At 64.9% G+C, this 25,546-nt stretch carries 22 protein-coding genes; 11 read left to right on the top strand and 11 right to left on the bottom strand.

Going from position 1 to position 25,546, the window contains the following annotated elements; all coding sequences use genetic code 11:
• Positions 1–9 precede the first annotated feature (9 nt).
• Positions 10–939, bottom strand: a complete 930-nt coding sequence (gene rsgA, locus VJ673_RS21160) for a ribosome small subunit-dependent GTPase A (protein ID WP_324128148.1) — start codon at positions 937–939, stop codon at positions 10–12.
• Entirely contained in the window at positions 936–2,192 is a 1,257-nt protein-coding gene (locus VJ673_RS21155) for a M48 family metallopeptidase (protein WP_324128147.1), read from the bottom strand. Before VJ673_RS21155 ends, rsgA begins: the two co-directional genes overlap by 4 nt.
• Before the next feature lie 77 nt (positions 2,193–2,269).
• On the opposite strand from VJ673_RS21155, the gene orn reads away from it, so the two are divergent.
• Entirely contained in the window at positions 2,270–2,821 is a 552-nt protein-coding gene (gene orn / locus VJ673_RS21150; protein ID WP_324128146.1) for an oligoribonuclease, read from the top strand.
• Between the two features lie 37 nt (positions 2,822–2,858).
• On the opposite strand, the gene VJ673_RS21145 is transcribed toward orn, so the two are convergent.
• Together VJ673_RS21145 and rpmE are read right to left on the bottom strand one after the other, a co-directional pair.
• Entirely contained in the window at positions 2,859–4,526 is a 1,668-nt protein-coding gene (locus VJ673_RS21145; protein ID WP_324128145.1) for an ArnT family glycosyltransferase, read from the bottom strand.
• A gap of 163 nt (positions 4,527–4,689) precedes the next feature.
• Positions 4,690–4,908: a 50S ribosomal protein L31 gene (gene rpmE, locus VJ673_RS21140; protein WP_324128144.1), complete on the bottom strand. Its 219-nt coding sequence runs from the start codon at positions 4,906–4,908 to the stop codon at positions 4,690–4,692.
• Positions 4,909–5,049: 141 nt separating this feature from the next.
• On the opposite strand from rpmE, the gene VJ673_RS21135 reads away from it, so the two are divergent.
• From VJ673_RS21135 to VJ673_RS21115, 5 genes are read left to right on the top strand one after another with little or no spacing between them, the layout of a single operon-like run.
• Positions 5,050–6,042, top strand: coding sequence for a tRNA dihydrouridine synthase (locus VJ673_RS21135; RefSeq protein WP_324128143.1), 993 nt, complete (start codon positions 5,050–5,052; stop codon positions 6,040–6,042).
• Positions 6,043–6,077: 35 nt separating this feature from the next.
• Positions 6,078–6,782 carry a tRNA (guanine(46)-N(7))-methyltransferase TrmB gene (gene trmB, locus VJ673_RS21130; protein WP_324128142.1) on the top strand — a complete coding sequence of 235 codons (705 nt, stop codon included), beginning with the start codon at positions 6,078–6,080 and terminating at the stop codon, positions 6,780–6,782.
• 30 nt (positions 6,783–6,812) lie between these two features.
• Positions 6,813–7,538 (top strand): UPF0149 family protein, encoded by a 726-nt coding sequence (locus tag VJ673_RS21125; protein ID WP_324128141.1) that lies wholly within the window; start codon positions 6,813–6,815, stop codon positions 7,536–7,538.
• A 4-nt stretch (positions 7,539–7,542) separates the two neighbouring features.
• Entirely contained in the window at positions 7,543–7,914 is a 372-nt protein-coding gene (locus VJ673_RS21120) for a YkgJ family cysteine cluster protein (protein WP_324128140.1), read from the top strand.
• Positions 7,915–7,925: 11 nt separating this feature from the next.
• Positions 7,926–8,279, top strand: a complete 354-nt coding sequence (locus VJ673_RS21115; RefSeq protein ID WP_324128139.1) for a YkgJ family cysteine cluster protein — start codon at positions 7,926–7,928, stop codon at positions 8,277–8,279.
• A gap of 4 nt (positions 8,280–8,283) precedes the next feature.
• Here VJ673_RS21115 and VJ673_RS21110 read toward each other — a convergent pair whose 3' ends face one another.
• The gene (locus VJ673_RS21110) at positions 8,284–9,126 is read right to left on the bottom strand and encodes an ATP adenylyltransferase family protein (RefSeq protein WP_324128138.1); all 843 of its coding nucleotides are present in this window, start codon (positions 9,124–9,126) and stop codon (positions 8,284–8,286) included.
• A 108-nt stretch (positions 9,127–9,234) separates the two neighbouring features.
• Between VJ673_RS21110 and VJ673_RS21105 the strand changes: the two genes are divergently transcribed.
• Positions 9,235–9,453: an RNA-binding S4 domain-containing protein gene (locus tag VJ673_RS21105; RefSeq protein WP_324128137.1), complete on the top strand. Its 219-nt coding sequence runs from the start codon at positions 9,235–9,237 to the stop codon at positions 9,451–9,453.
• On the opposite strand, the gene VJ673_RS21100 is transcribed toward VJ673_RS21105, so the two are convergent.
• From VJ673_RS21100 to VJ673_RS21090, 3 genes are read right to left on the bottom strand one after another with little or no spacing between them, the layout of a single operon-like run.
• Positions 9,410–11,146: an NAD-binding protein gene (locus VJ673_RS21100; RefSeq protein WP_324128221.1), complete on the bottom strand. Its 1,737-nt coding sequence runs from the start codon at positions 11,144–11,146 to the stop codon at positions 9,410–9,412. The genes VJ673_RS21105 and VJ673_RS21100 overlap by 44 nt on opposite strands.
• Positions 11,147–11,181: 35 nt before the next feature.
• The gene (locus VJ673_RS21095; RefSeq protein ID WP_324128136.1) at positions 11,182–11,565 is read right to left on the bottom strand and encodes a DUF6394 family protein; all 384 of its coding nucleotides are present in this window, start codon (positions 11,563–11,565) and stop codon (positions 11,182–11,184) included.
• A gap of 35 nt (positions 11,566–11,600) precedes the next feature.
• Positions 11,601–11,987 carry a YchJ family protein gene (locus tag VJ673_RS21090; RefSeq protein WP_324128135.1) on the bottom strand — a complete coding sequence of 129 codons (387 nt, stop codon included), beginning with the start codon at positions 11,985–11,987 and terminating at the stop codon, positions 11,601–11,603.
• Between the two features lie 319 nt (positions 11,988–12,306).
• On the opposite strand from VJ673_RS21090, the gene VJ673_RS21085 reads away from it, so the two are divergent.
• Positions 12,307–14,904 (top strand): bifunctional aconitate hydratase 2/2-methylisocitrate dehydratase, encoded by a 2,598-nt coding sequence (locus VJ673_RS21085; protein WP_324128134.1) that lies wholly within the window; start codon positions 12,307–12,309, stop codon positions 14,902–14,904.
• Between the two features lie 65 nt (positions 14,905–14,969).
• On the opposite strand, the gene VJ673_RS21080 is transcribed toward VJ673_RS21085, so the two are convergent.
• Positions 14,970–15,683: a DUF72 domain-containing protein gene (locus VJ673_RS21080; RefSeq protein WP_324128133.1), complete on the bottom strand. Its 714-nt coding sequence runs from the start codon at positions 15,681–15,683 to the stop codon at positions 14,970–14,972.
• A 25-nt stretch (positions 15,684–15,708) separates the two neighbouring features.
• Here VJ673_RS21080 and ligD point away from each other — a divergent pair, with 25 nt between their 5' ends.
• From ligD to VJ673_RS21065, 3 genes are read left to right on the top strand one after another with little or no spacing between them, the layout of a single operon-like run.
• Complete coding sequence (ligD, locus tag VJ673_RS21075) at positions 15,709–18,522, top strand: non-homologous end-joining DNA ligase (protein WP_324128132.1); 2,814 nt, start codon at positions 15,709–15,711, stop codon at positions 18,520–18,522.
• Between the two features lie 15 nt (positions 18,523–18,537).
• Positions 18,538–19,407 carry a non-homologous end joining protein Ku gene (ku, locus tag VJ673_RS21070; RefSeq protein WP_324128131.1) on the top strand — a complete coding sequence of 290 codons (870 nt, stop codon included), beginning with the start codon at positions 18,538–18,540 and terminating at the stop codon, positions 19,405–19,407.
• A 13-nt stretch (positions 19,408–19,420) separates the two neighbouring features.
• Complete coding sequence (locus VJ673_RS21065) at positions 19,421–20,257, top strand: tetratricopeptide repeat protein (protein ID WP_324128130.1); 837 nt, start codon at positions 19,421–19,423, stop codon at positions 20,255–20,257.
• Between the two features lie 7 nt (positions 20,258–20,264).
• Here the strand turns inward: VJ673_RS21065 and VJ673_RS21060 are convergent, their stop codons facing one another.
• Entirely contained in the window at positions 20,265–21,869 is a 1,605-nt protein-coding gene (locus VJ673_RS21060) for a DUF3369 domain-containing protein (protein WP_324128129.1), read from the bottom strand.
• Positions 21,862–25,371, bottom strand: a complete 3,510-nt coding sequence (locus VJ673_RS21055) for a PAS-domain containing protein (protein WP_324128128.1) — start codon at positions 25,369–25,371, stop codon at positions 21,862–21,864. The genes VJ673_RS21060 and VJ673_RS21055 overlap by 8 nt, the downstream gene beginning before the upstream one ends.
• Between the last annotated feature and the right edge of the window lie 175 nt (positions 25,372–25,546).

Below are 25,546 nucleotides of genomic sequence, written 5' to 3'. Positions count from 1 at the left end.
CAGCGCTCTCTACCAGCCTTGTTGCGCGCGTTTCGCGGCGCGGATTTCCTCACGGATCAACCGGAAATGCTCGAACCGGCGCGTGTCGATCGCGCCGCTCTCGACGGCGGCGCGCAGCGCGCAGTCCGGCTCCGATTCGTGCAGACAGTCTCGGAAGCGGCATTTTCCGAGATGATCGTTGAATTCGATGAAGCCCGCGAGCAGCTCGTCGGACGTCAGATGCGCCAGGCCGAAGGCTTGCAGGCCGGGGCTGTCGATCAGCCAGCCGCCATCGAGCGGATAGAGGCGGGCAAAGGTCGTCGTGTGCTTGCCGCTGTTGAGCGCCTCGGATATCTCGCGCGTTGCGGCCTGAGCTTCGGGGATCAGTGCATTGGTGAGCGTCGACTTGCCCATGCCAGACTGTCCGACGAAGATGCTCCGCTCCCCGGCCAGGAGGGGGCGCAGTTCGCCTGCGCCTCCGCGTGCGCTGAGTTCGACCACACGATAGCCGAGTCGCGAAAAGGTTTCGAGCCGTCGGCGGGCGGCCGGTAGCAGGTCGGTGAGGTCCGCCTTGTTCAGCGCGATCAGCACCTTGATATGCTGGCTCTCCGCTGCCGCAATGCAGCGCGAAATGAGCAGATCTGAAAAGTCCGGCTCGGTGGCCGTGACGACCACGATCTGGGTCAGGTTCGCCGCGATCAACTTCTCGCGGAAGGCGTCCGAGCGCCAGAGCAGGTTCTGGCGCTCGCAGAGTCGCGTGATGACCCCCTGGTCTTTGCCGTTGGCGATGATTTCCACTTCGTCGCCACAGGCAAACACGCTCTTCTTGCCGCGCGGGTAGCACTGCAGTTTTGCGGGCTGGTCCGCCTCGATGCTGTCGCGGACGGCGACTTCGACTTCGTATTGGCGACCGAATGCGGCGGTGATGACCCCATTCAAGGGTTGGTCACTAGGTTTCATTGAGTCTGCAATAGGCGTGCGAGGCGCAGCGCGGCGGGTGGGTGGGAGTCGAAGAACTGCGAATACAACGGGTCCGGGGTCAGGGTCGATGCATTGTCGCGGTAGAGCTTGACGAGCGCGTGGGCGAGGTCGTCGGCACGCGTCTGCCGCGCCGCATAGGCGTCGGCCTGGAATTCGTGCACGCGGGACCAGTGGCTCATCAGCGGTCCGACCGGGAAGGTGAAGAAGGGCAGCGCGATGGCGAAGAGTGCCAGCGCCGTCGCGGTATCGGCGGCGTCCGGAGCGACGCCGAGGCCGGCGAAGAACCACGGCTGCGTCATGAGCCAACCAAGCAGCCAGAGCATCGTGAGAGTCATCGCGGCAAGCACGGCGAGCCGTTTCCAGATGTGCCGGTGATGGAAATGCCCGAGCTCGTGGGCCAGTACGGCTTCCACTTCCTCGACGCTGAGCTTGTCGAGGAGGGTGTCGAAAAACACGATCCGCTTCGCTGCGCCGAAGCCCGTGAAATAGGCGTTGCCGTGCGCGGAGCGGCGCGAGCCATCCATCACGAAGAGTCCGCGGGAGCGGAAGCCGCAGCGCGTGAGCAGGTTCTCGACACGGGTCTTCAGGGTCTCGTCGGCGAGCGGCGTGAACTTGTTGAAGAGCGGGGCGATGAAGGTCGGCCAGATGAACAGTGCGAGCAGATTGAAGGCCAGCCAGAAGAGCCACACCCAGAGCCACCAGTTCGCCCCCATTGCGCGCATCAGCCATAGCACGGCGGCCAGCACCGGCAGCCCGATGATTGCGGCGAGGGCCGCTTCGCGGGCAGCGTCCGCGGCATACAGCGCGGCGGTCATGCGATTGAACCCGAAGCGCTTTTCGATGACGAAAGTGCGGTAGAGCGAGAACGGTAGTTCGACCAGCCAGCTGAGTATCCCCAGGGCTGCCAACAGCGCGACGCCATGGGCGAGGCTGCCGGCTTCAAGCAGTTTGCCCAGGCCGTGATGGATCGCGAGGAGCAGGCCGCCACACGTGAGTGCGACGGCGAAGATCGCTCCGGCCAGAACGTCGGTCATCGCGAGCCGCATGCGCGCGCAGGTGTAATCCGCCGCCTTGCGGTGCGCGTCGGCGCTGATCGTCTCGGCAAACGGGGAGGGGACGCGGTCGCGATGGGCGCGCACATGACGGAACTGGCGGACCATCAGGGTCAGCTTGACCAGGAGCGTCACGGCGACGGCGAAGAGGAAGAGAGTCGAGAAGGCTTGGGGGGACATCGGCGGGATCAGGGGGTGCGCGACGGGGTGGCCATCTGTGCCACAATCGCGCCTTTGCTTGGGCGGGTCGACGGATTATGGCACAGGATCAGAATCACCTCATCTGGCTGGACATGGAGATGACCGGGCTCGAGCCGGATCGCGACCGCATCATCGAAGTTGCGATCGTCATTACCGATTCGCAGCTCAACACGGTCGCCGAAGCGCCGGTGCTCGCTGTGCACCAATCCGACGCGGTGCTCGACGGCATGGACGACTGGAACAAGAGCACGCACGGCAAGTCGGGGCTGATCGAGCGCGTGCGGACCTCGACCCTCGGCGACGCGGAAGTCGAGGCGCGGATGCTGGCGTTCCTGCAGGAATACGTGCCTTCCCGTACGTCGCCGATGTGCGGCAATTCGGTCTGCCAGGATCGGCGCTTCATGGCCCGCTACATGCCGCGGCTGGAGGCGTGGTTCCATTATCGCAACCTCGACGTCTCGACGCTGAAGGAGCTGGCGCGCCGCTGGCGTCCCGAGGTCTACCAGGGCGTCAAGAAGGCGGGCAAGCACGAAGCGCTGTCCGATATCTACGAATCGATCAACGAACTGCGCCACTACCGGGACAATTTCCTGCGCCTGCAGGGCTGATCGAAGTACTCACGGGCCGGCGACGGCGGCCCGCGCGTCATTCCAGACGTGAAATGCCGGTGTCTCTTTCGCGCCGGTAGAGGCGGAAAGTCTCCTGTTGCTTCCCGCCGCCGCGCTTGAATTCCCAGATCTGCTGCCATTCGGCCGTTGGTCGGATGCCGCTGGTGCTGTGATCGTCGACGACGAGCAGGAAGCCGCAAGGCGTCGTGTTGCCTGACACTCTTTCGATCTCGATATTCGCGAAGTAGTGCAGCGAGGCTCGCTGGCTCGGCGTCACGTTCAGACCGGCGACGCAGCTGGTGTGCTCGCCGGCGAGGGCGATCGCGAAGGAGTTGGCGAGCGGGCGGTAGCTGCGGTCGTGCTCGAACCAGGGCTTGAGCAGGGCGATCGTCAGGCACCACAGCATTGTCATGCCGATCGCCCAGTTTGCGGGGGCGCGATCGCTGGAGCGGGGCAGTCGCCAGACGATGAGGATCCACAGCAGGGTGATCGCGCCGCCTGCGAGCGCCGTCATCGACGGGTCGCGGAGCGTGAAATCGGGGGCAACCCGTGTCAGGTGACGCGCGAGACCGGGCGGCCACGCGAACACTTGCGCGCTCCAGGCAATCCACGCGAGGACCGCGAAGACGCCGAAGGTCATCACCGCGAACCAGTCGAACGCGTTCGCGGCACCTCTACGCAGACTGGGAACGCCGCCCGCCGCAAGCAGCGCCAGCGGCGGAATCACGGGGAGTAATGCCGTGGGACTGACGTTGCCGTTCAGGGTGATCCATAGCACGACGAGTGCGAGTTCGCAGATCGGCAGGAGGGCGGGAATACTCAGTAGCCGTCGGCGCATGCGCCACAGCGACCACAGGGCAAGCGGCCACAGCGGCCAGGCAAACCAGCTGAAAGCCTGGGTGAAGCGACCGATGTCGGCGGCGCCCAGCGGATCGGACAATAGATCCAGCCATTCGTTACGCCACCAGAGTTCGAGGAGTTCCGGCGCCTGATAGTGCAGCACCAGCGGCCACAGCGCGGAGGTAACGATGGCGATGCTGAGGCCGAGGATGAGACCGCCGCTGGCGCGAGGGTTGCGGCACTCCGGGCTGGCGGTCACGACGATGAGGAACAGCGGGATCGTCAGGATGACACCCGGTGCACCGCCGGCGAGGAAGGCGAGCGTCGCGCCCGCGCCGGCCTGAAGGCTGCCGAGCGCCGGTCGGGTGGGGACGAGCGACAGGCCTGCCAGCGTCATCGCCTGCATCGACATCAGCGCGATCATCGGCTGGGTTTCATGCGCGTGAAGCACGAGTCCCAGGGTGCCGAGCGTCAGCAGCGCGGCGGGGGTGCGGGTCTGGCGTCCGTACAGGCGTCCCGCGGTGCGGGCGATCCAGAAGATCGCCAAGGCTGTGTAGAGCGTGCTGGCGAGGCGTGCGCCGTCATGAAGCGGAAGGAAAGGGGAGCCCAGGCGTGCGAGAAGAGCGCCGGTCCAGTAGTAGAGCGGGGGAAAGTCTGTCGACGGCTGTCCGCCGATCGACGGGAACAGCAGGTGCTCGCCCCGCAGCATTTCGAAGATGGGCCCGAAATAGCGTACGTCGTCGCCGCGCCAGGGATCGTGTCCGATCAGGCCGGTGAGCAGATACAGGCCGATCAGCAGTGCGAGCCCGGCTGGACCGAAAATGTGGCGCTGCAGCGGCGAAGGGGTTCGGATTTCACCAGTCATGTCATTTGCCCCCGTGCGAGGGCAAGCAGGAGCGATCGTGAGGAGCGAATTCTAGCCGGCAATACACCCGCCAGGCGTCGTTGTTGCGCCGCGCAAACAGCCGCGGGAGCGGGGAACAAAAAAGGCAGCCGAAGCTGCCTTTTTGCGATAGCAGTGCGCTGTCTTAGCTGGCGCGCTGGACGTTGCCGTACTTCTGGCGGAAGCGCTCGACACGCCCGGCGGTGTCAACGATCTTCTGCTTGCCGGTCCAGAACGGATGGCACGAAGCGCACACTTCGACGTGCAGGGCGGGTTTGCCGAGCGTCGAGCGGGTGGTGAAGGTGTTGCCGCAGGAGCAGGTCACTGCCACTTCTTTGTAATTGGGATGGATATCCGCTTTCATGGTCATTCCTTTTACAAGCGGGCGGTGAATGTGGCCGCCCAGGGGGTGAGAACATGCAATTATCGACGATGACCACCCGGAAGGCAAGTGCGAGCGTTGTCGATTACCCTTACAATCGACGCCTTTTGCCGGGGGTGGCTGTTGCGTCTGATTCTCGCGCCGATGGAGGGCTTGCTCGACGATGTCCTGCGGGACGTCCTGACGCGGGCGGCCGTCTACGATTGGACGGTCAGCGAATTCATGCGCGTTTCCGGCACGCTCTTGCCGCATCGGTTCTACGCGCGCCTGTGTCCCGAGTTGCTCACCGGGGGGCGGACGGCGGCTGGCACTGCGGTGCGGCTCCAGCTTCTCGGCTCAGATCCGCCCTGCATCGCCGAAAACGCGGAGCATCTGCTAGCGCTCGCGCCGCCGGGCATCGATCTGAATTTCGGTTGTCCGGCGCCCACCGTGAATCGCCATCGCGGCGGCGCCGCACTTCTGGACGAACCCGATCTGCTGTACGACATCGCCGCGGCAGTGCGCAGCGTCGTTCCGCGCTCGCTGCCCTTCACCGCAAAGATGCGGCTTGGCATCGCGGACAAGGGCAGGGCCATCGAGTGCGCGCGGGCGCTTGCCGCCGGCGGCGTCGATGAGCTCGTCGTCCATGCCAGGACCAAGTCCGAAGGTTATCGGCCTCCGGCTCATTGGGAATGGGTCGGGCTGGTCGCCGATGCGGTTGCGATCCCTATCGTGGCGAACGGCGAGGTGTGGAGCGAGGCCGACTGGATGCGCTGCCGGGAGGTGAGCGGAGTCGCGGACGTGATGCTCGGACGCGGGGCGGTTGCCGACCCATTCCTCGCGACGCGGATTCGTCACAGGGCCGGGAGCAGCACGCCTGTCGGAGAGCCCGATCGCGATGCCGAGTGGGAAGCGCTCAAGCCCTTGCTGGCCTTGTTCTGGTGGCGCGTGCGGCGCAAGCTTGCGCCGCGGTTCGCGCCGGGCCGGCTGAAACAGTGGCTCAACCTCTTGCGGCGGAACCATCCAGGCGCAGAAGCCCTCTTTCAGGAGATCCGCGCGCTGCCCCGGGTCGGAGAAATCAATGCCGCCCTTGGGCGGTACGGCATCCAGGCGGAGACGGTTGCACTGGCGGCATAGACTTGCCGCGAAGGCGCCAAACTGAAGATTCCACAATGAGTTACGCCAATTCACGTATTCCCGAAAGCGCCCAGACTGGCGTCCACAAGCAGCTCGAGCGGCGCTTGCTGCGGCATCTCGAGGAGCCATTTCTCAAGCCCTACGCGGACTACAACCGCGACGCCTTCGCGGCGAGCCTCGCCGAATGGGACCGCGCCGCGCCGCTGATCCTCGACGCGGGCTGCGGCGTCGGACACAGCACGATCCAGCTCGCACGGGCGTATCCGGACCACTGGGTGATCGGCGTCGATCAGTCGGAGGACCGCCTGACCCGCCGCAAGCCCTATCCCGAGGCGCTGATGCCGCGCAATCTGGTATTCGTACGCGCCGATCTCGTTGATTACTGGCGCCTCATGCACGAAGCCGGGTTGCGCCTCGCGCGGCACTACGTGCTGTATCCGAACCCATGGCCGAAAATCGGCCATCTGGCGCGCCGCTGGCATGCGCACCCGGTCTTCCCGTTCATTCCGAAGCTGGGCGGGGTGTTGGAGTGCCGCAGCAACTGGTCGGTGTATGCCGAAGAGTTTGCGTGCGCGCTGACGCTGGTCACCGGCCGCGAGATCGCCGTCGAAACCTTCGAGGCGCCCGTCCCGCTGACGCCGTTCGAGCGCAAGTACCGGGATTCCGGCCAGACGCTCTATCGAGTGGTATGCGACCTCGAAGACGGTGCTTGCACGGGCGCGCCGGTTGGCGCACGCTGATATCGACATGATGAAGAAGACGAGAAGACTATGACGACCGAAGATTCCGGGATGAACGACGAGACCAATCCTCATATCCTCGATGACGAGGACTTCGAGGCGCTGGAGGAGTTGCTGACTTCGGACGTGGTGCCCGAGGACTGCATGAACCTGGAAATGCTCGACGGCTTCCTTGCCGCCGTGCTCAGTTCGCCTCTGCACATCGAGCCGGAGGATTGGCTGCCGTGCGTATGGTCGGCTCACGGGGATGAGGTGTCCTTCGGTTCCGGCAGCCAGATGCAGCGTGCGATCCGCCTCGTGCGACGCTACTACAACGAACTGGCGACGACGATCGGCGAACCCGAAGGCTGGGAGCCGTTCTGCTACGCGTCCAGCGAAGGGGATTCGCCGGCGATCGGTGAGGAGTGGGTGGACGGCTTCGCGCAGGGGCTGGAACTATGGCCGACGGACTGGGAAGCCGACCTGTCCGAAGCGGTCGTGCAGAAGGTGCGCGCCGATCTGGACGCGCTGATCGCCCCCTGGATGGACGAGGCGGCGGCGCAAGCCGACGAGGAGCAGCGGCTTTCGTGGTTGCAGTCTGCGGTCGATGGAATCGGCGGCATCATCGCGCAGTGGCGTGAACTCGGCCGGGGCGAGGCCGAACTCCTGTCGATCGACGACCCCGGCCGCCCCGCGACTGCCGCCGTCGGCCGTAACGACCCCTGCCCGTGCGGAAGCGGCAAGAAGTACAAGAAGTGTTGCGGAGCGGCGCTGTGAATCTGTGCTTGTCGGCAGGTTGCACGGTGCGGTCGCGGGGACGCCGGTGAGCGGCGACAACTGCGTCCGTTGCGGCGCCTGCTGTGCAGCGTTTCGCGTGGATTTCCACTGTTCGGAACTCGCGAGCGCGATGCCGGGAGGCGTGCCGGATGCGATGACGGTTCCGGTGATAGGTCGTCTCGTGCGCATGCGCGGCACCGACACCGCATCGCCGCGCTGCATCGCGCTCGAGGGCGAGATCGGCGTGGAAGTCCGGTGCACGATTTACGACGGCAGGCCGTCGCCGTGCCGCGATTTTGCCCCCTACGCGCCGATCGGCATCGGCGAGGATGCCTGCGATCGCGCGCGGGCGCGGCATGGGATGAAGCCCTTGTGATCTGCTGAAAGATGAGTGACCTGAATCCCTGCATGGGATGCGGCATGTGCTGCGTCCACTTCCGGATCTCATTCTATTGGGCGGAAGCGGACGACGCGCCCGGCGGATTCGTGCCTGCCCATCTGACCGAGAAGCTCAATCACCACCTGCGCTGCATGAAGGGCTCGAACGAGGTGCCGCGACGTTGCACCGCCTTGGCGGGCGAGCCGGGTGAGCACGTGCACTGCACGATCTACGAGAATCGCCCCACGCCGTGCCGCGAATTCCCGGCCTTTCTCGAAGACGGTGTGCCGAATCCCAAGTGTGACGAGTTGCGCGCGCAGATCGGCTTGCCGCCGCTCGAACCGCTGCCGGCAGCCGGGTGACTCGTTAGGCAGGCTGGGCGACGGCCGTCAGCAGGCGGAGCGGGCCGATGTCGCGCACGGTATCGATCTGTTCAGGGTGGCGCACGAACAGCGAACCGGCAAAGCCGAGCGCATTGACCGAAATATCGTGGTGTCGTTCGCAGCTGCGCGGGATCACGACCATCCAGTCAAGCGTCGCGAGAAAGTTGTAAGGAGGCATGGGATCGGTCGCGCTGTCGACGCCGAGCGCGCGGCAGCCGGCCTCGAACGCGGACAGCAGCGCGCCACCGCCGAAGTGTGGCTGGATGCGCACGAAGCAGTGACGCCAGGGCAGGGCTGGATGGACGATCGGCCAGGGACCGCTCGCTAGTCCACGAGTAAAGGGGGCCAGCTTCGTCGCTGCGCCATTGCCCGGTATCCATTGCAGGTGCTTGTGACGCTGGCTTGCACCGGCGTCCGGTCCACCGTTGTAGAAGCCGAGGCCGCCGTGGTCGCGCATCACCATCGCCAGGGCGTCGAAATCGGCGAGGGTCAGCGGGGCGCATTGTTCTTCGAAGGTGCGCGTGACGATCAGCAGGTGCCGCTCGATCACCGGAAATTTGTTGAGTACCGCCAAGTGGCGCTCCCCGAGCGGCCCGACGGTGAGCTGCGGATCGGGCGGCAGGAAGGGGTTGAAGTTCGGGTCGCGCCGCACCGCTTCATTCACGCGGGCGGCGTCCTTCAGCGCGAGCGAGGAGACCCAGCGCACTGTGAAGTCGAAACCACGGTCGTGGACGTGCGTCTGCTCCGTGCGAATCGGCTGCAGCGCTCCGGAGTCGGTCGCGCGGCGAAGCGTATCGTCGATGCGATGCAGCAGATCGTCAGTCATGTCCGGGGCGGGCGATAATGAAAAAAGGGATGGCGGCCAGTGTAGGCCGACATCATTTGATCGATCAAATGCCGTTGCGCGGTGTCGCGGCGGCTGCGGGAGCAATTAATGGCCGTTTCCTTTGCCGTGCGCGGCGAATACATCCAGCTGGATCAACTGCTGAAGGCCGCCGGTCTCGTCGGAACGGGCGGCCAGGCCCATGCGGCGGTGGAGGCCGGCGAAGTGCGCGTCGATGGAAAGGTGGAGTCGCGCAAGCGGGCGAAGCTGCGGCCGGGGGCGCGGGTCAGCTTTGGGGGGGAGGAGGTCGTGCTCGTCGCCGAGGCGTGACGGCCGGCCCCGTCGGCGACGACGCCGACCGGCGGGCCGCCAACCGCTCCCAGATCCATCCTCCGGGCAAGTCTTCTCCCGTCAGGACGTAGGCGAGGGCGTTCTCGTTCGAAACGAGGAGGCGGAATTCCTCGCGGGCGCCTGTGCTGCCGACGAGCAGGAGTTCGTCGCCCGGGCGGATTTCGACGTCCTCGTCCGGGGTCACGATATGGTCGTCGTCGTCACGATCGACGAGCAGCACTTCGCACGCGAGCGCGTCGTCGCGGCCGGAGGGGCTGCGCAGGAGCGCCTCGAGCGTGATCGTCCGGCCTTTCATGAGGAGGCGGTACAGCGCGGGAGCGCGCGACAGGTTGATGCGTTCGCTCCACACGGCGGGAACTTCCCAACCGAGGCGGGCGGTAAGGCGCTCGATCAGGTCCCGGCACCAGCTTTCGTCGCGCTGCCGCACCTCGTTGAGGAAAGGCACCAGCAGCGGCGTCGTGAGGATGGCCAGGCATTCGTGGGCGATGATCTGGCTCGGCACGACGTTGATGTCGTGGTTGAACGCCTCGAAAAGCCCCCGGTTGGCATACTGGTTCTGACGCAGGATCACGAACAGAGAGGGATTGAGTTCGCGCGCCGTGACTGCGATCGAAAGGTTGTCCACATCGTTGGAGGTGGCCGCCACGATCCCGGCCGCCTGCATGACGCCGGCCGCCTGCAGCGCCGCCGCGCCGGTTCCATCGCCCTGGATCCAGCGCGGCGTGGTCACCGGCGGTCCCTGTCTGTCGATGATGGTGACCGGGATGCATTCGCGTTCCATCACCTCGATCAGCATCTGGCCGAACCGCCCGCGTCCGCAGACGATCCATTCGCCGTGCGGCGGGTTGCGGTGCCGTTCGACCGTCGTGCCCGGCAGTCCCGTGAGCCAGGTGAGCAGCTGCCATGCCGCCGGAGCGTGCAGCGCAAGCGCGAGGTATCCGGAAAATTTCTCGAACGGATTGATGATGTGCCGGGTGCCGAAGGAAGCCATGTTCGCCGCCGTGTCCGGGGATTCCGCGCGGCATAGTGCGGGAACCTTGCGCGCGAGCAGCCGCGCCGCGATGGCGATCGCCAGGTTGGTGGCATCGCTGTTGGTGAGGGCCATGATCCCGGTGCAGTTCGGGTGGGTCAGTCCGGCATACTTCAGAATCTCGGGATTGCTGGCGTCCGCGCATAGGGCGGGGACGTCGGCACGATAGGACTCGAGGTCCAGTTCGCCGATCTTGTTCTCGTCGATTTCCACGACCACCGCGCGATAGCCCAGACTGTCAAGCGCGTCGCAGATCAGGCGGCCCGTTTCGCCGTAGCCGCAGACGAGGTAGAAGGGTTCCCGCAGGTCGTTGACGGCGCGGAGGAAGGATTGGGTGCGGATCGCCTGCTGAAGGTTCCGGTCGGCCAGGAGCGAGAACACGGTACCGAGCGTATAAGCCCATCCGATCACGGACAGGTAGATGCAGAAGGTGATCCAGAGTCTCTGCTGATCGGAAAAGGTGTAGGGAATCTCGCCGAACCCGATCGTCGTCGCTGTATAGCTCATGAAGTACAGCGCGTGGAAGAAGCTCAGGTGCGACGGTCTTCCATCGGTAGGGACGCCGGGCACCAGTGTCAGGCCGAGCACCGAGATCGCCATGATCGCGATGATCAGGATAAGCGGCGCGCGCAGGCGCCGCATGATCAGGAAGAAGACGCTGTGATGGCGCAGCAAGGTCAGCGCCGCTGCATGATCGTCTCGGCGATGAGGATGACGACCGAGACCACGTTTGCGAACAGGGCGCCCCCGGACATCGAAACGATGCGAGCCATCATCTCTGGGGTCATGCCGTCTGCGGACACGTGAGCCGCGTAGCCCCACACCATCGCCGCTGCAAGCAGCTGGAGGTCCGCGACGAGGCTGGTCGAGAGATGGACGGCACCGATCTGGGTCCGGTCGCCGAGCTTGAGCACGGTGGCGACCAGGCTCACGACGATCGCCGCGAACAGTTCGTAGACGTCATGATGGGTCGGGTTGTCGATCTCGCCGATGAAGAAGCCGAAGTTCAGTGTGGCGGCGAGGACGATGAAGAAGCCGAAAACGACTTTTTCGAGGTTCATCTCGGAAGTTCTCCAGGCGAATTCGGACGGAAAGCCTATTCGGCGATGTCGCCATCGACATAGAACCACCGCCCGCCCTCGCGGACGAAGCGGCTCGTCTCGTGCAACCGATGTGCGCGTCCTCCGACCCGGTAACGCGCAACGAATTCGACGATCGCCGAGTCCTCCCCAGTCTGGACATGCTGTCGAACCTGCAGCCCGATCCATTTCGGAGCGGGCTCCGCAGCAAGGTCCAGTAGACCCGGGCGGGTGCTCGGGTGCCAGCTCCTCAGGAGATATTCGCTGTCGCCGAGCGTAAAGGCGGTGTAGCGGCTGCGCATCAGGATCTCCGCGCTGTTCGCCGGCAGTTCACCATCGAGCAGCGGAGCGCAGCAGTCGGAAAATCGCCTGCCGGACTGGCATGGGCAAAGCGGAGTCGCCATGGTCTTTCCTCGATGAGATTCGTCCGCATCGCGGCGCAAGTGTCGACATGGTGCCGTGGAATGCGCCCGTGAATCAAATCGCATGCGTCGGAGGGGGCGTGACGGGCGTCGCGCGTCGGCGAACGCCGCTCCGGTCGGGAAGTTTCCCATCCGGGCAGGCGCGCTGCAGGGCGTTTGGGGGAGTAGAATTCACGCTCGCAAGAACCCCCGCTGCTGCATTGCACCGCAAGTCTTATAAAAGACATATAATTCGAACGCGCGCCCGGTCGTCGCCGACCGGGTGCCCCGCCCACCGTCACGATATAGGAAGGAATTCGCCGTGCTTGAAGCCTACCGTGCCCATGTCGCCGAGCGCGCCGCCCTCGGCATCCCGCCGCTGCCGCTGTCGAAGCAGCAGACCCAGGACCTGGTTGCCCTGCTGAAGAATCCCCCCGCGGGCGAGGAAGCTGCCCTCGTCGAACTGATCACCTACCGCGTTCCGGCCGGCGTGGATGACGCCGCCAAGGTCAAGGCCGAGTTCCTGGCGAAGGTCGCCAAGGGTGAAGAAGCCTGTGCGCTGATCTCGCGCGCCAAGGCCACCGAACTGCTCGGCACGATGCTGGGCGGCTACAACGTCAAGCCGCTGATCGACCTGCTGGCCGACGCCGAAGTCGGCGCCGTCGCCGCCGAAGGCTTGAAGAAGACCCTGCTGGTGTTCGACTACTTCCACGACGTCGCTGAGCTCGCGAAGGCCGGCAACGCCAATGCCAAGGCCGTCATGCAGAGCTGGGCCGACGCCGAGTGGTTCACCTCGCGCCCGGAAGTCCCGGCTTCGCAGAAGCTGACCGTGTTCAAGGTCACCGGCGAAACCAACACCGACGACCTGTCGCCCGCTCCGGACGCCTGGTCGCGTCCCGACATCCCGCTGCATGCGCTGGCGATGCTGAAGAACCCGCGCCCCGGGATTGAAGCCGACAAGGCCGGCGAGCGTGGTCCGATCAAGCAACTCGAAGCGCTGGCCAAGAAGGGCAACCTGATCGCCTACGTCGGCGACGTCGTCGGCACGGGCTCCTCGCGCAAGTCCGCGACCAACTCGGTGCTGTGGTTCACCGGCGAAGACATCCCCTTCGTGCCGAACAAGCGTTTCGGCGGCGTGTGCATCGGCTCCAAGATCGCCCCGATCTTCTTCAACACCATGGAAGATGCTGGCGCGCTGCCGATCGAAATCGACGCCGGCCAGATGGACATGGGCGACGAGATCGAACTGAAGGTCGATGGCGCCACCGGCAAGGTCACCGCGCTCAAGAACGGCGCGACCATTGCCGAATCGCAGCTGAAGACCCTGGTCATCCTCGACGAAGTGCGCGCCGGCGGCCGCATTCCGCTGATCATCGGTCGTGGCCTGACCACCAAGGCGCGTGAATTCCTCGGCCTGCCGACCAGCACGCTGTTCCGCCTGCCGCAGAACCCCACCGACTCCGGCAAGGGCTATTCGCTCGCCCAGAAGATGGTCGGCCGCGCCTGCGGTCTGCCGGAAGGCAAGGGCATCCTGCCGGGCACCTACTGCGAACCGAAGATGACCACCGTCGGCTCGCAGGACACCACCGGCCCGATGACCCGCGACGAGCTTAAGGATTTGGCCTGCCTCGGCTTCTCGGCCGACATGGTGATGCAGTCCTTCTGCCACACCGCTGCCTACCCGAAGCTGGTCGACGTGCGTATGCACCGCGAGCTGCCGTCCTTCATCTCGACCCGCGGCGGCGTTGCGCTGCGCCCCGGTGACGGCGTGATCCACTCGTGGCTCAACCGCCTGCTGCTGCCTGATACGGTCGGCACCGGCGGCGACTCGCACACCCGCTTCCCGATCGGCATCTCCTTCCCGGCCGGCTCGGGTCTCGTGGCCTTCGCCGCCGCGACCGGCGTGATGCCGCTCGATATGCCGGAATCGGTGCTGGTCCGCTTCAAGGGCAAGCTGCAGAACGGCGTCACGCTGCGTGACCTGGTCAACGCGATCCCCTACTACGCGATCAAGCAGGGCCTGCTGACCGTCGAGAAGAAGGGCAAGAAGAACATCTTCTCGGGCCGCATCCTCGAGATCGAAGGTCTGCCGGATCTGAAGGTCGAACAGGCCTTCGAGCTGTCCGACGCCGCTGCCGAACGTTCCGCTGCCGCTTGCGCGGTCCAGCTGAACAAGGAGCCGATCATCGAGTACATGCGTTCGAACATCACGCTGATGAAGTGGATGATCGCGAACGGCTACTCGGACGCCCGCACGCTGGGCCGCCGGATCAAGGCGATGGAAGCCTGGATCGCCAAGCCCGAACTGCTTAAGGCCGACGCCGACGCCCAGTACGCTGCCGTGATCGAGATCGATCTGGCCGACGTCAAGGAGCCGATCGTTGCCTGCCCGAACGACCCGGACGACGTGAAGCTGCTGTCCGAAGTCGCCGGCGACAAGATCGACGAAGTCTTCATCGGCTCGTGCATGACCAACATCGGCCACTTCCGTGCGGCCGGCAAGGTGCTCGATGGCAAGTCGGACATCCCGACGCGCCTGTGGATCGCTCCGCCGACCAAGATGGACGCGATGATCCTGAACGAGGAAGGCTACTACTCGGTGCTCGGCAAGTCCGGCGCGCGCATGGAAATGCCGGGCTGCTCGCTGTGCATGGGTAACCAGGCGCAGATCCGCAAGGGCTCGACCGCGATGTCGACCTCGACGCGTAACTTCCCGAACCGCCTCGGCATCGACACCCGCGTGTATCTCGGCTCGGCAGAACTCGCCGCCGTGTGCGCGCTGACGGGCAAGATCCCGACGGTCGCCGAGTACATGGAGCAGGTCCAGGTCGTCAATGCGAAGGCTGCTGACGTCTATCGCTACATGAACTTCGATCAGATCGCCGAGTTCAGCGAAGTCGCCGCGACCGTGACGGTCTAAGTCTCAAGCAGCAGTTGGCACCTCGAAAGCCCGCACCGTTACTGGTGCGGGCTTTCTTTTTTCGCTCACCGCGTTCCGCCCGCTTCCAGCCACAGCTCTTCGAGCCGTCGGGCGAAGCGCGTTCCCAGCGCCCCGTCTTCGTGCTTGAAGTAGACGTAGGCGTGCTTGAGCGGTTGTGCCGCAATACGTTCGACCCAGGTACGTAGGTCGCTATCTTCGTAGTGTGTTCCCCTCAGGCGCATGTATGCGCACTCGGCTGTCGCCACGAAGGGCGTTTCCCCTTCGTCGGGGTCGGTGACGCAATACATGGCGCTGTGAGAGCGGAGGGCTTCGAAGACCTCGTCGTCCTGCCAGGAGGCGTGGCGAAACTCGAAGGCGTAGCGTTTGTCTGACGGCAATCCCGCCAGGAAATCTTGCAGCCGATGAAGATCCTTTCTGAGAAACGGCGGCAGCTGGAACAGGAGCACGCCGAGCTTATCCCCCAGGACGGCGGCGCGGCGCAGGAATTCGGCCACGCTCGCTTCGGAGTCGTGCAGGCGCTCCTCGTGCGTGATCCGGCGCGGCGCCTTGAGCGTGAAGGAGAAGCCGGGCGGCACTTCTTCCACCCAATGCGCGAGCATCGACTCGGCGGGCATGCGGTAGAAGGTGTTGTTGATCTCTACCGTGGTGAAGCGCTCGGCGTAGTAGTGCAGCATCGCGTTCGCGGGGAACTTCTCGGGGTAGAAGGAGCCGAGCCACTCCTTGTACGAAAAACCGCTCGTTCCGGTCGACAATCGCATCGCATTTCTCCCGGGAGATTGCCTCATGCCGCGCGGGGTTGAGGCGGTTCCGCCCTCGCGTGGGGTGCGCCGAGCGAAAGAACCGGCGAAGGGACCGCCTGCGGCCGGGACGGACCCGCTCGGCGAGTACTCCGCCAAGCGGACTTTCACTGCCACACCAGAACCCGCAGCTTCAGCGCTACGGGCAGGCGGCGGGCCGTTGCTCTTCGTCATCCAGCAGCACTCGGCCAGGCGGCTGCACTTCGACTTCCGGCTCGAGTGTGATGGAGTGCTGAAATCCTGGGCAGTTCCCAAGGGGCCCTCTCTCGATCCCGCCGACAAGCGGCTCGCGGTGGAGACCGAAGATCATCCCTATGACTACGCCTCCTTCGAGGGCGTCATCCCGCCGGGACAATATGGCGCCGGGGAAGTGATCGTCTGGGACTGCGGCGTCTATTCGCCCGACGAGGGGCAGGCGTACGCGTTCCAGGATCGCGACGAGGCCGAGCGGCGGATCCGTGAGGGCCTCGCGAAGGGCAAGCTCAGCTTTACCCTGTGCGGGGAGAAGGTGAAGGGCTCCTTCGCGCTGGTGCGCAGCGGGGAGCCGCGCAATTGGTTCCTGATCAAGCACAAGGACCGATTCGCGGGAGCGACCGACCTCGCGGCGAGGAACCGTTCGGTGCTGAGCGGACTGGCGGTCGAGGAACTCAAGCAGCTGCCGGCGCACAGGGTAGCCGCAGCGACGCTGGCGCCCACCGGCCACCCCGGGTCGATGCCCGCCAAGCTGTCGCCCATGCTGGCGGAGACCGGCGAGGCGCCGTTTAGCAATCCGGACTGGCTGTGGGAGCCCAAGCTCGACGGTTATCGCGTGCTGGCCTTCGTTTCCGGGGAGGGGGCGGAAATGCGCGTGAAACTGCTTTCGCGTCGTGGCCTCGATCTGACTGCGACCTTTCCGCGACTCGCCGCGGAATTGCACGGGCAGGCGGCGGACATGATCCTGGATGGGGAATTGGTGGCCTTCGATGCGGCGGGCCGGCCTTCCTTCAATGCGCTGCAGAATCGCGTTCAGCTGAAAACCGAGCGTGACATCGCCGCGGCGGACCGGACGACCCCGGTGGTCTTTTGCTGCTTCGATCTGCTGCACTTCGCGGGCGTCGATCTGCGCGGGGCACCCTATCGCGACCGTCGCCGCTACCTCTCTCAATGCCTGCTGCCTTCACCCCTGCTGCAGCTCGTCCATGTCGCGGAGGACGGAGAGGCGCTGCAGAGCGCCGCTCTCGCCAGCGGCTTCGAGGGGGTCATCGGCAAGCGCAAGGACAGTCGCTACGAGGCCGGCCGGCGCTCGAGGTCGTGGCTCAAGATCAAGGCCACTCAGAGCGGGGAGTTCGTGGTCGGAGGCTACACGCGCGGCAAGGGCTCACGCGCGCCGCTTGGCTCGCTGCTGATCGGATACTGGGACGGGAAGGCATTGCGTTACGCCTCGCACGTCGGGTCCGGTTTCGACGCCACGACGCTGGAGCAGGTCAGGGCGCGGCTGGAGAGCTTGCGCACGGATGTCTGCCCCTTCGCGGAAAAGCCGGAGCTGAATGGCCCGACGACCTGGGTGGGGCCGGAAATGGTGGTCGAAGTGCAGTTCCAGGAGTGGACCGAGGACGGCAGCCTGCGCGTGCCGATTTTCCTGCGCGTGCGCGAAGACATCGATCCCAAGGCGGTGCGGCGTCCCGACTCGCGCTCGGTTCCCCATCAAGTGCCGCATGGCGGCGCGGCGCCGAGCGTCGAGGGAGGGACAGGCGAGATCGACGAGATCCTGCAGCAGCTGGAGAATGGCAAGACGAGTTTCTCGCTCGCGGTCGGCGCGCATCAGATCCGCCTGACGCATCTCGATCGCGTCTATTGGCCAGAGGATGTTGCCCTCAAGCAGCCGGCGGTGACCAAGCGCGACCTGCTGCGCTATTTTATCCAGGTGTCACCCTACCTCCTGCCGCACCTCGCGGATCGTCCGCTGACCCTGATCCGCATGCCTGACGGTATCTTCGGTCAGCGGTTCTTCCAGAAGCGCTGGGAGCAGGAGCGGCCCGAGTTCGTCGAAACGCTCGATGTGTATTCGGAGCACAAGGACGAGCGCCACGAAGTCCTTATCTGCAACAACCTGGCAACGCTGCTGTGGCTGGCGCAGTTCGGGACCATCGAGCTCCATGTCTGGCATTCACGGGCAAGCCCCGGCGCGGATGCGGCGGTGCAGGGGACGGACTACGGCAGCTCGGCCGCGACGCTGGAGGCTTCGGTGCTGAACTACCCCGACTATGTCGTGTTCGACCTCGATCCCTACATCTATTCGGGCAAGGAGGCAGCGGGGGCGGAGCCGGAGCTCAACACCATTGCCTTCGAGAAGGGCAAGGAGGTGGCCTTCTGGTTGCGCGAGTTGCTGCAGAGCATGGCGCTGGACGCGATCGTGAAGACCTCGGGCAAGACCGGGCTGCACATCTTCGTCCCGATCCGCCGCACGCTCGATTTCGACGCCGCGCGCAAAGTGTGCGAGCTCGTCGGGCGGCATCTGCTACGTCAGCATCCGCGCGACATCACGATGGAGTGGAGCGTGCGGCTGCGGACCGGGAAGATCTTCCTTGACTACAATATGAACGTCCGCGGCAAGACGCTGAACGTCGCCTACTCGCCCCGAGGGGTGCCGGGTGCGCCGGTGTCGATGCCGCTTACGTGGGACGAGCTGGCCAGCGCGCACCCGCTCGACTTCAGGATCACCAATGTCGCGCAGCGCCTTGGGCAAACGGGCGATCGCTGGCACGACGCCCTGGAGCGCAAGCAGAGCCTGGAAGGGGCTTTGTCGGGCGCCAAAACCTGACCCCCGGAGACAAGCATGGCGGCACGATCGATCGCATCGCTCACGATCTCATTCGGAATGGTGGCCATCCCCGTGAAGCTCTATTCGGCCACCGAGACGAGCAAGACTATCTCGTTCAACATGCTGCACAAGGGCTGCGGATCGCGGCTCAAGCAGCAGTACGTGTGCTTGAAGGAAGAGGTCGTGGTGCCGCGCGACGACATCGTCAAGGGCTACGAGTTTGCCAAGGACCAGTACGTCACCTTCAGCCCCGACGAGCTGAAGGCGCTCGAGGAGACGGGTTCGCACAGCGCTGAGATCAGCGAATTCGTGCCCATCGAAACCGTCGACCCGGTGTATTTCGACAAGGCCTATTACCTCGCCCCCGACAAGGGCGGGGCCAAGCCCTATGCGCTGCTTGCCCAGGCGCTGCGTGCATCAGGGCGTTGTGCGCTCGGCCGTTGGGCGTCGCACGGCAAGCAGCATGTGGTGATGATCCGGCCGGTCGAGGACGGACTCGTCATGCAGCAGTTGCTCTACGGTACGGACGTGCGCTCCATCAAGGACCTCGACATTCCGCGCACCGAAGTCAAGGACGCCGAGCTCAAGCTTGCCGAGCAGCTCATCGATCAGCAGGCGGTCGACCGCTTCGATCCCGACGCCTATACCGACGAGGTTCGCGTGCGCATCGAAGCGGCTGTGCAGAAGAAGGTCGAGGGACAGGAGATCACGCTGACCGAGGAGCGCGAAGGCGGCGGGCAGGTGATCGACCTGATGGAAGCGCTGCGCGCGAGCCTGGAGAAGAAGGCTCCGGCGGCGCCCGCCCCGCAGGCCGAGGCGCGCAAGCCACCGAAGCGGGCGCGATCCGCCGCGGAGCCGAGCGTGCGCAAGACGGCCAAGAAATAGCGAGGTTTCTCCGATGCACCGCTACGGCGTGCGCGAGGTCGAAAAGTTCCTGGGCCTGCGGCGCAGCACGATACGGGCGCTGATCGTGGCGGGCTTCGTCTCGCCGGAGCGCGGCCCGCGCAACGCCTGGCGGTTCTCCTTCCAGGATCTCCTCATCCTGCGGATCGCCCGGGCGCTCGCGCAGGCGCAGGTGCCGCCCAAGCGAGTCCTGCGGTCTATGAAGGCGCTGCGCGGCCGGCTTCCCGAGGAGATGCCCTTATCGGGCCTATCCGTCCGCGTGGTCGCCGATCGCGTCGTAGTGAGGGAAGGCGGGGGGCATTGGCAGGCCGAATCCGGTCAGTACCTCCTCGCGTTCGAAGGCGATCCGGCCGATGGCTCGCTGAAGGTGGTCGAGTACAAGCCGGTCGCAGAACCTCCCGCCCACGCGCCTGCGCATGCTGCGCACTGGTTCGAGCAGGCGCTCGCCTTGGAGCGCGACGAACCCGAGTCCGCGCGCCTCGCGTACGAGCGAGCCATCGCCGAGGCGCCGAACCTGCTCGATGCCCGTATCAATCTCGGGTCGTTGCTGCACGAGACCGGATCGCTGACGGAGGCAGAACGCGTCTACCGTGACGCGATCGCGGCTTGCGGCAGCGATCCGACGCTGATGTACAACCTCGGCGTGCTGCTCGACGACATGGATCGCAAGCATGAAGCAATGGAGGCCTACCAGACGGCCTTGCGCGGCGATCCGCGGCTCGCCGATTGCCACTACAACCTGGCCTTGTTGTGCGAACAGTTCAGAAAGCCGAGAGAAGCCATCCGCCACATGGCGCAGTATCGTAGACTGCTGGAGGCGAAGCCGGATTAGGTGCCTCTTACGACTCGTGATCGCCCGGGTCCGGATACTGACGCCACAAATCGATCAGGCGGTCGGCGTGTCCAAGGAAGATATCGGTGTAGTCCGGATCGAACTGGCGGGCACGATTCGTGCGAATGTACTCGATGATCCGATCCAGTTCCCACGCGCCCTTGTAGCAGCGCGGATGCGAGAGCGCGTCGAAGACGTCGATGACGGCGACGATGCGGCCGAAGGGGTGGATCTCCTTGCCCTTGCGTCCGTTCGGGTAACCGCCTCCGTCCCACCATTCGTGGTGCTGCTCCGCGATGATTGCGGCGGTCTGCAGCGTCCGTCGTTTCGAGCCATGCAGCAGGTTGTAGCCGAGCGAAGTGTGGGTCTTCATGATTTCCCACTCGTCCGGTGCGAGTGGACCCGGCTTGTGCAGGATCGAGTCGGGGATGCCGACCTTCCCGAGGTCGTGCATCGGCGCAGCCTGCATCAGCATCAAGCAGTCCGTCTCGTCATGGCCTGCAAGATGGGCGAGCAGTGCCGACAGCGCGCCGACCCTGACTACATGCATGCCCGTCTCGTTCGAGCGCGTCTCGACGACCTCGCTCAGGGTGTGCACGAGCTCGGATTGTGTCGAGGCGAGCTCTTCCTGCAGATGCACGTTGTCGAATGCGAGGCCGATGTTGGAGGCGAATAGACGGATCAGGTTGACGTCCATCGCCTCGCTGGAATGCGCCGTTTGGACGAAGATGATGTTTTCCGAGCCGGTATGGGCCTTGAATCGGCCGATGAATTCCCCGCCCGAGAACACGATCTCGCCCTGGCCGATCTTCAGCATCCGCTGCATCTCTTCGGGCGCGAGTTCGGTGCTGAGCTTGTGCCCTTCGGTGCCCGCAAAGCGACCTGTGCCGGCGAGGATTTCGTAGTTCGCCTGGGATTCGTCGCCGCGGATCGCCGCCACGCCCGAGTCCTGCAACAGCAAACCGTTTTCCCCGAGGTGGAGCAGGGCTGTGAGCTGAGTGAGGACGCCAGACGACAGGCGTGCGAGTGACTGGGGTGCGAAGAGGTCGCGCGACGCGTCGATGATTTGCGCCAGCCCGCGCCGGCTGCGCTCGATGGTGACGAGATCGCGATAGGAACGCAGCCCTGCGATCACCGTTGTCACGAGCTTCTGTGCGGTGAGCTCGGTCTTTTCCTTGTAGTCGTTGATGTCGTAGTCGATTACCACGCTGCGTTCCGGCGCCTGGCCCGGCTGCCCCGTCCGCAAAATGATCCGCACCATGTGATTGTGGAGTAGGTCGCGGATGCGATGCGCGACGTCCAGCCCCGAGTGATCGGTTTCCATGACCACGTCGAGCAGGAGTACGGCGACGTCGGGATGTGCGGCGAGCTGTTCGAGGGTTTCTCGTCCGGAGTGCGCCGAAATGAGTTTGATGGGGCGTCGCTCGAACTCAAGGTCGCGCAGCACCATCTGCGTGACCGCATGCACTTCCTCGTCGTCGTCGGCGACGAGGATCTTCCAGGGGGAGGCATGGCTGAGGGGCGTTTCCGTCTGGGGCGAGGTGTCCTCGTCGGCGAACAAGAGCGCGTCGTCGTCCGGGACAGCCTTGGCGGGAACGCCGGGATCAGCCATTTGGAGGCTCCGTCGTCAGAGGGAGGGTTATCGTGAAGCTTATGCCTTTTCCGGGAGCAGTGAAACAGGTGATCCGTCCCTGCAATTGCTGGGTGACGAGGTTGTACACGATGTGCATCCCAAGGCCGCTGCCGCCTTCGCTGCGACGAGTCGTGAAGAAAGGATCGAAGATGAGCCGCGCGAGATCGGCCGACATTCCCCGTCCATCATCGCGATAGGTGAGCCACAACGTTGCAGCGTCTTCGCGCACGACGATCTCGATGTGACCGGGTACGTCGTCGGTGAAGCCGTGCTGCAGGGAATTGACGATCAGGTTGGTCAGGATCTGTGACCAGGCCCCCGGGAAACTTTCGATCTCGAGATCGTCGCGACACTCGACGTAGACCGAGTGGGGCGTCCTTTTGAGCTGCGGCCGAAGGCTGTCGAGAATCTCGCCGAGGTATTCCCTGACATTGAAACGGCGCGGTGCGTCGCTCGACTGGTCGACCGCCACTTGCTTGAAGCTGCGCACCAGCCCCGCGGCGCGATGCAGGTTGTTTTCCAGGGATCCGAGCGATTCGTCGAGTGTCGAGAGGAATGTCTCGAGATCGGACCGTTTCATCTGCCCGCTTGTGTAGCGTTCGGAAAACTCGCTCGCCCGTTCGCGCAGGAAGCTCGTCGCGGTGATGCCGAGCCCGACAGGCGTATTGATCTCGTGCGCCACACCGGCAACGAGTCCCCCCAAGGCTGCCATCTTTTCCTGGCGGATCAGCTCAAGTTGCGCGCGCGCGAGCTCGGTCACGTCGGTCGCTGTACCGCGATAGCCGAGGAACATGCCACTCGCGTCAAACACCGGCTTGCCGCTCAGCCGCACATGCGTAATCTCACGGTCGCCGGTCTCGATCGGATATTCGATGCCGCTGAATGGCCGGTAGGCGTCGAGATCCTCCAGATGCTTCTTCCACGTTTCCGGAGAGATTTCGTGGGCCGCCGCGAGGCTCGTGAGGCTTTGACCGATCGCAGTGACTGCCGGATGGCCAAGCGTCTCCGCCGCCCGCTCGGAGAGATAGGTCAAGCGCAGCCGGTCGTCGCATTCCCACAACCAGTCCGACGCCGATTCCGCGAAATCCCGAAAGCGATGTTCGCTTTCCCTGACCTCGGCGGTTCGCGCTTCGACCTGTTGTTCGAGATTCGCTTTCGCGTCCCACAGGGCCTTTTCGGCGAGTTTGCGGTCAGTGATGTCCGTGAAGGTCGCGAGGAGGCCGCCGTCGGGCAATCGCTTCTGGTAAACGTCGATGATGTGGCCGTCCGGCCGCCGATGCTCGTAGGTCTGGGGTTCGGAGAGCCTCGCCCGTTCGACGGCTTTGCCTACGAGTGAATCCGTTTCGGCTTCATTCGCGTCGCGTGTTGTTTCCCGAATCAGCGCTGCAAAGGGAGTGCCGACCGTCGCAAGGGCCGGGCCGATCGCGAACATCTCGAAGAAGCGGTCATTCCACACGACGAGGCGCAGATCCGCGTCGAACATCGCGAGACCCTGATCGATGTTCTGGACGGCTTCGCGCAGCCGCTCCCATTGCATTTCGATCTGCTCCGAGGCCTCCGAAAGCAGCGTCAGGACACCGGCGATGTTGTCCTGCCGTTCACGTGTGACGGACGCAATGACGACGCGGGCGAGGCTGCTGCCGACGGCTCCCGCGACCAGCTTCTCCACGTCGCCGACCAGTTCGGTGTCGGCGGCGCGTTCGAGTTCGAGCGGAATGCCGCGCGTGGCAGCGAGCCTTTCCGTCTCGCGCCGCGCCGCGTCGTTGCCGAGGAATCGCGCCAGCACCTGGGCAAGGTCGCCCCAGTGCAGCGAGGCGGAAAACTCGCGTTCGGGCGCCGTCTGGACGCTGTCGACGAAAGCCCCCGCGAGGGCGCGATCGTCCTGGGTCGGGCTCGACAGCAGCGACACCCCGACATAGGTCCCCAGGCTGATGCCGAAGCTCCATATCAAGCCGTGCGTGATGCGGTCGAGGCCGGCGAGGCCGAACAGCGCGTAGGGTTTGAGCGCTGCGATGCCGAAGGGGCCGCGTTCCAGCAAGCCGCTCCCAAGCCAACCCGATTCGGCAAGGGACGGGATCAACAGCGTGTAGCACCAGACCGCAAAGCCCGCGACGAGCGCCCAGAAGGCGCCGCGCCAGTGCGCCCGGCGCCAGTAAAGTCCGCCGACGATGACGGGCGCAAAGAGCGCTACGGCGACGAAGGACACGAGTCCGATGCCGGTCAGCGCGAAGGAGTTGCCGACGAGGCGGACGTAGGAGTAGGCCAGCAGGAGGATACCGAGGATGGAGCCGCGGCGGACCCACTTGACGAGGCCCACGAGGCTGCGCTGGCTGGCGTCGCGCAGCCGGCGCCCGCGAATCAGCGACGGCAGGATCAAGGCGTTGCTGACCATCGTCGCGAGGGCGACGGTCTCGACGATGATCATGCTGGTCGCCGCCGAAAAACCGCCCAGGAACGCAAAGAGGGCCAGCCAGGTGGCACCGCTCGCAAGCGGCACCGTCAGGACGTAGCTGTCCGGACTGACGCCTGTGAGCGCCGGGATCAAGCGGCCGGCCAGCGCGATCGGCAGGATGAAGACGTTGAGGGCGACGAGATAAAGCGGAAAGAGCCAGGCGGCGGTGCGCAGGTGGGCCGTCTGCGTGTTTTCGACGACCAGTACCTGGAATTGGCGGGGCAGACAGATGACCACCATGGCCGACAGGACGGCGATCGACCAGAACTCCGGCACCCGCATTTGCGCGGCGAGATCGACTAGGTGAGCCGTATCGCTGCGGCTCAGAGCGTCTCCGACCACATCGCCGAATCCATCAAACAGCCCGTATGTCACAAACACTCCGACCGCCAGCATTGCCGCGAGCTTGACCAGCGACTCGAACGCGATCGTCGTGACCATGCCGCGATGCTGCTCCGTGGGGTCGATGCGACGCGTGCCGAAGAGCATCACGAAGCCGGCCATCAGCAGTGCGACGTATAACGCGGTGTCCTGGTGCATCGGCACGGCTCCTGCAGCACGCTCCGCCAGCGGGCCAAGAGGCGTCGCCGTCAGGAGGTCGAAGGTGGTCGATACCGCCTTCAACTGTAGGGAGATGTACGGGATGATGCCGATGACGACGATGAGCGTCGTTAGCGCGGCGAGCGAGCGCTTCTTGCCGTACCGGGCCGCGACGAGATCCGCGAGCGAGGTGATGTGCTGGCTCTTGCATACGCGCAGCAGCTTGCGCAGCAGCGGCTGAGCGAATACGAAGACGAGGATCGGGCCCAGATCAAGCGGGATGAATCCCTGCGTGGACGTCGCCGCCTGACCGACGTTGCCGTAGAACGTCCACGAGGTGCTGTAGACGGCGAGCGATAACGAAAAGATCCAGCGTTCCGGCAGCGCGCGCGACGGCAACAACGAACCTCCGCGATCGACGGTGAAGGCGATCGCGAAGAGTAGACAAAGGTAAGCCGCGGAGGCCAGAACCACCCAGCTCGCACTCATGCCCCATCTCCTCGGCTCCGGATCCGGGAATCTCAGCCGTGCGCGGCGGCCGAGGCGGGATTGCTATTCACCCTAGCGAAAGAGTTTCTGCAACTCAAGCGATCCGGGCCGCAGGGCAGGCCGGCATTGTGCCAGCGTGTGTCGCGCGGAAGAGCGCCTCCCGCGCGATCAAAGG

Source organism: Aromatoleum sp., assembly GCF_035254505.1.
In the GTDB taxonomy this organism is placed as follows: domain Bacteria; phylum Pseudomonadota; class Gammaproteobacteria; order Burkholderiales; family Rhodocyclaceae; genus Aromatoleum.
The sequence above is the reverse complement of the archived record's forward strand: the minus strand, read 5'-3'. Positions and strand labels throughout refer to the sequence as shown.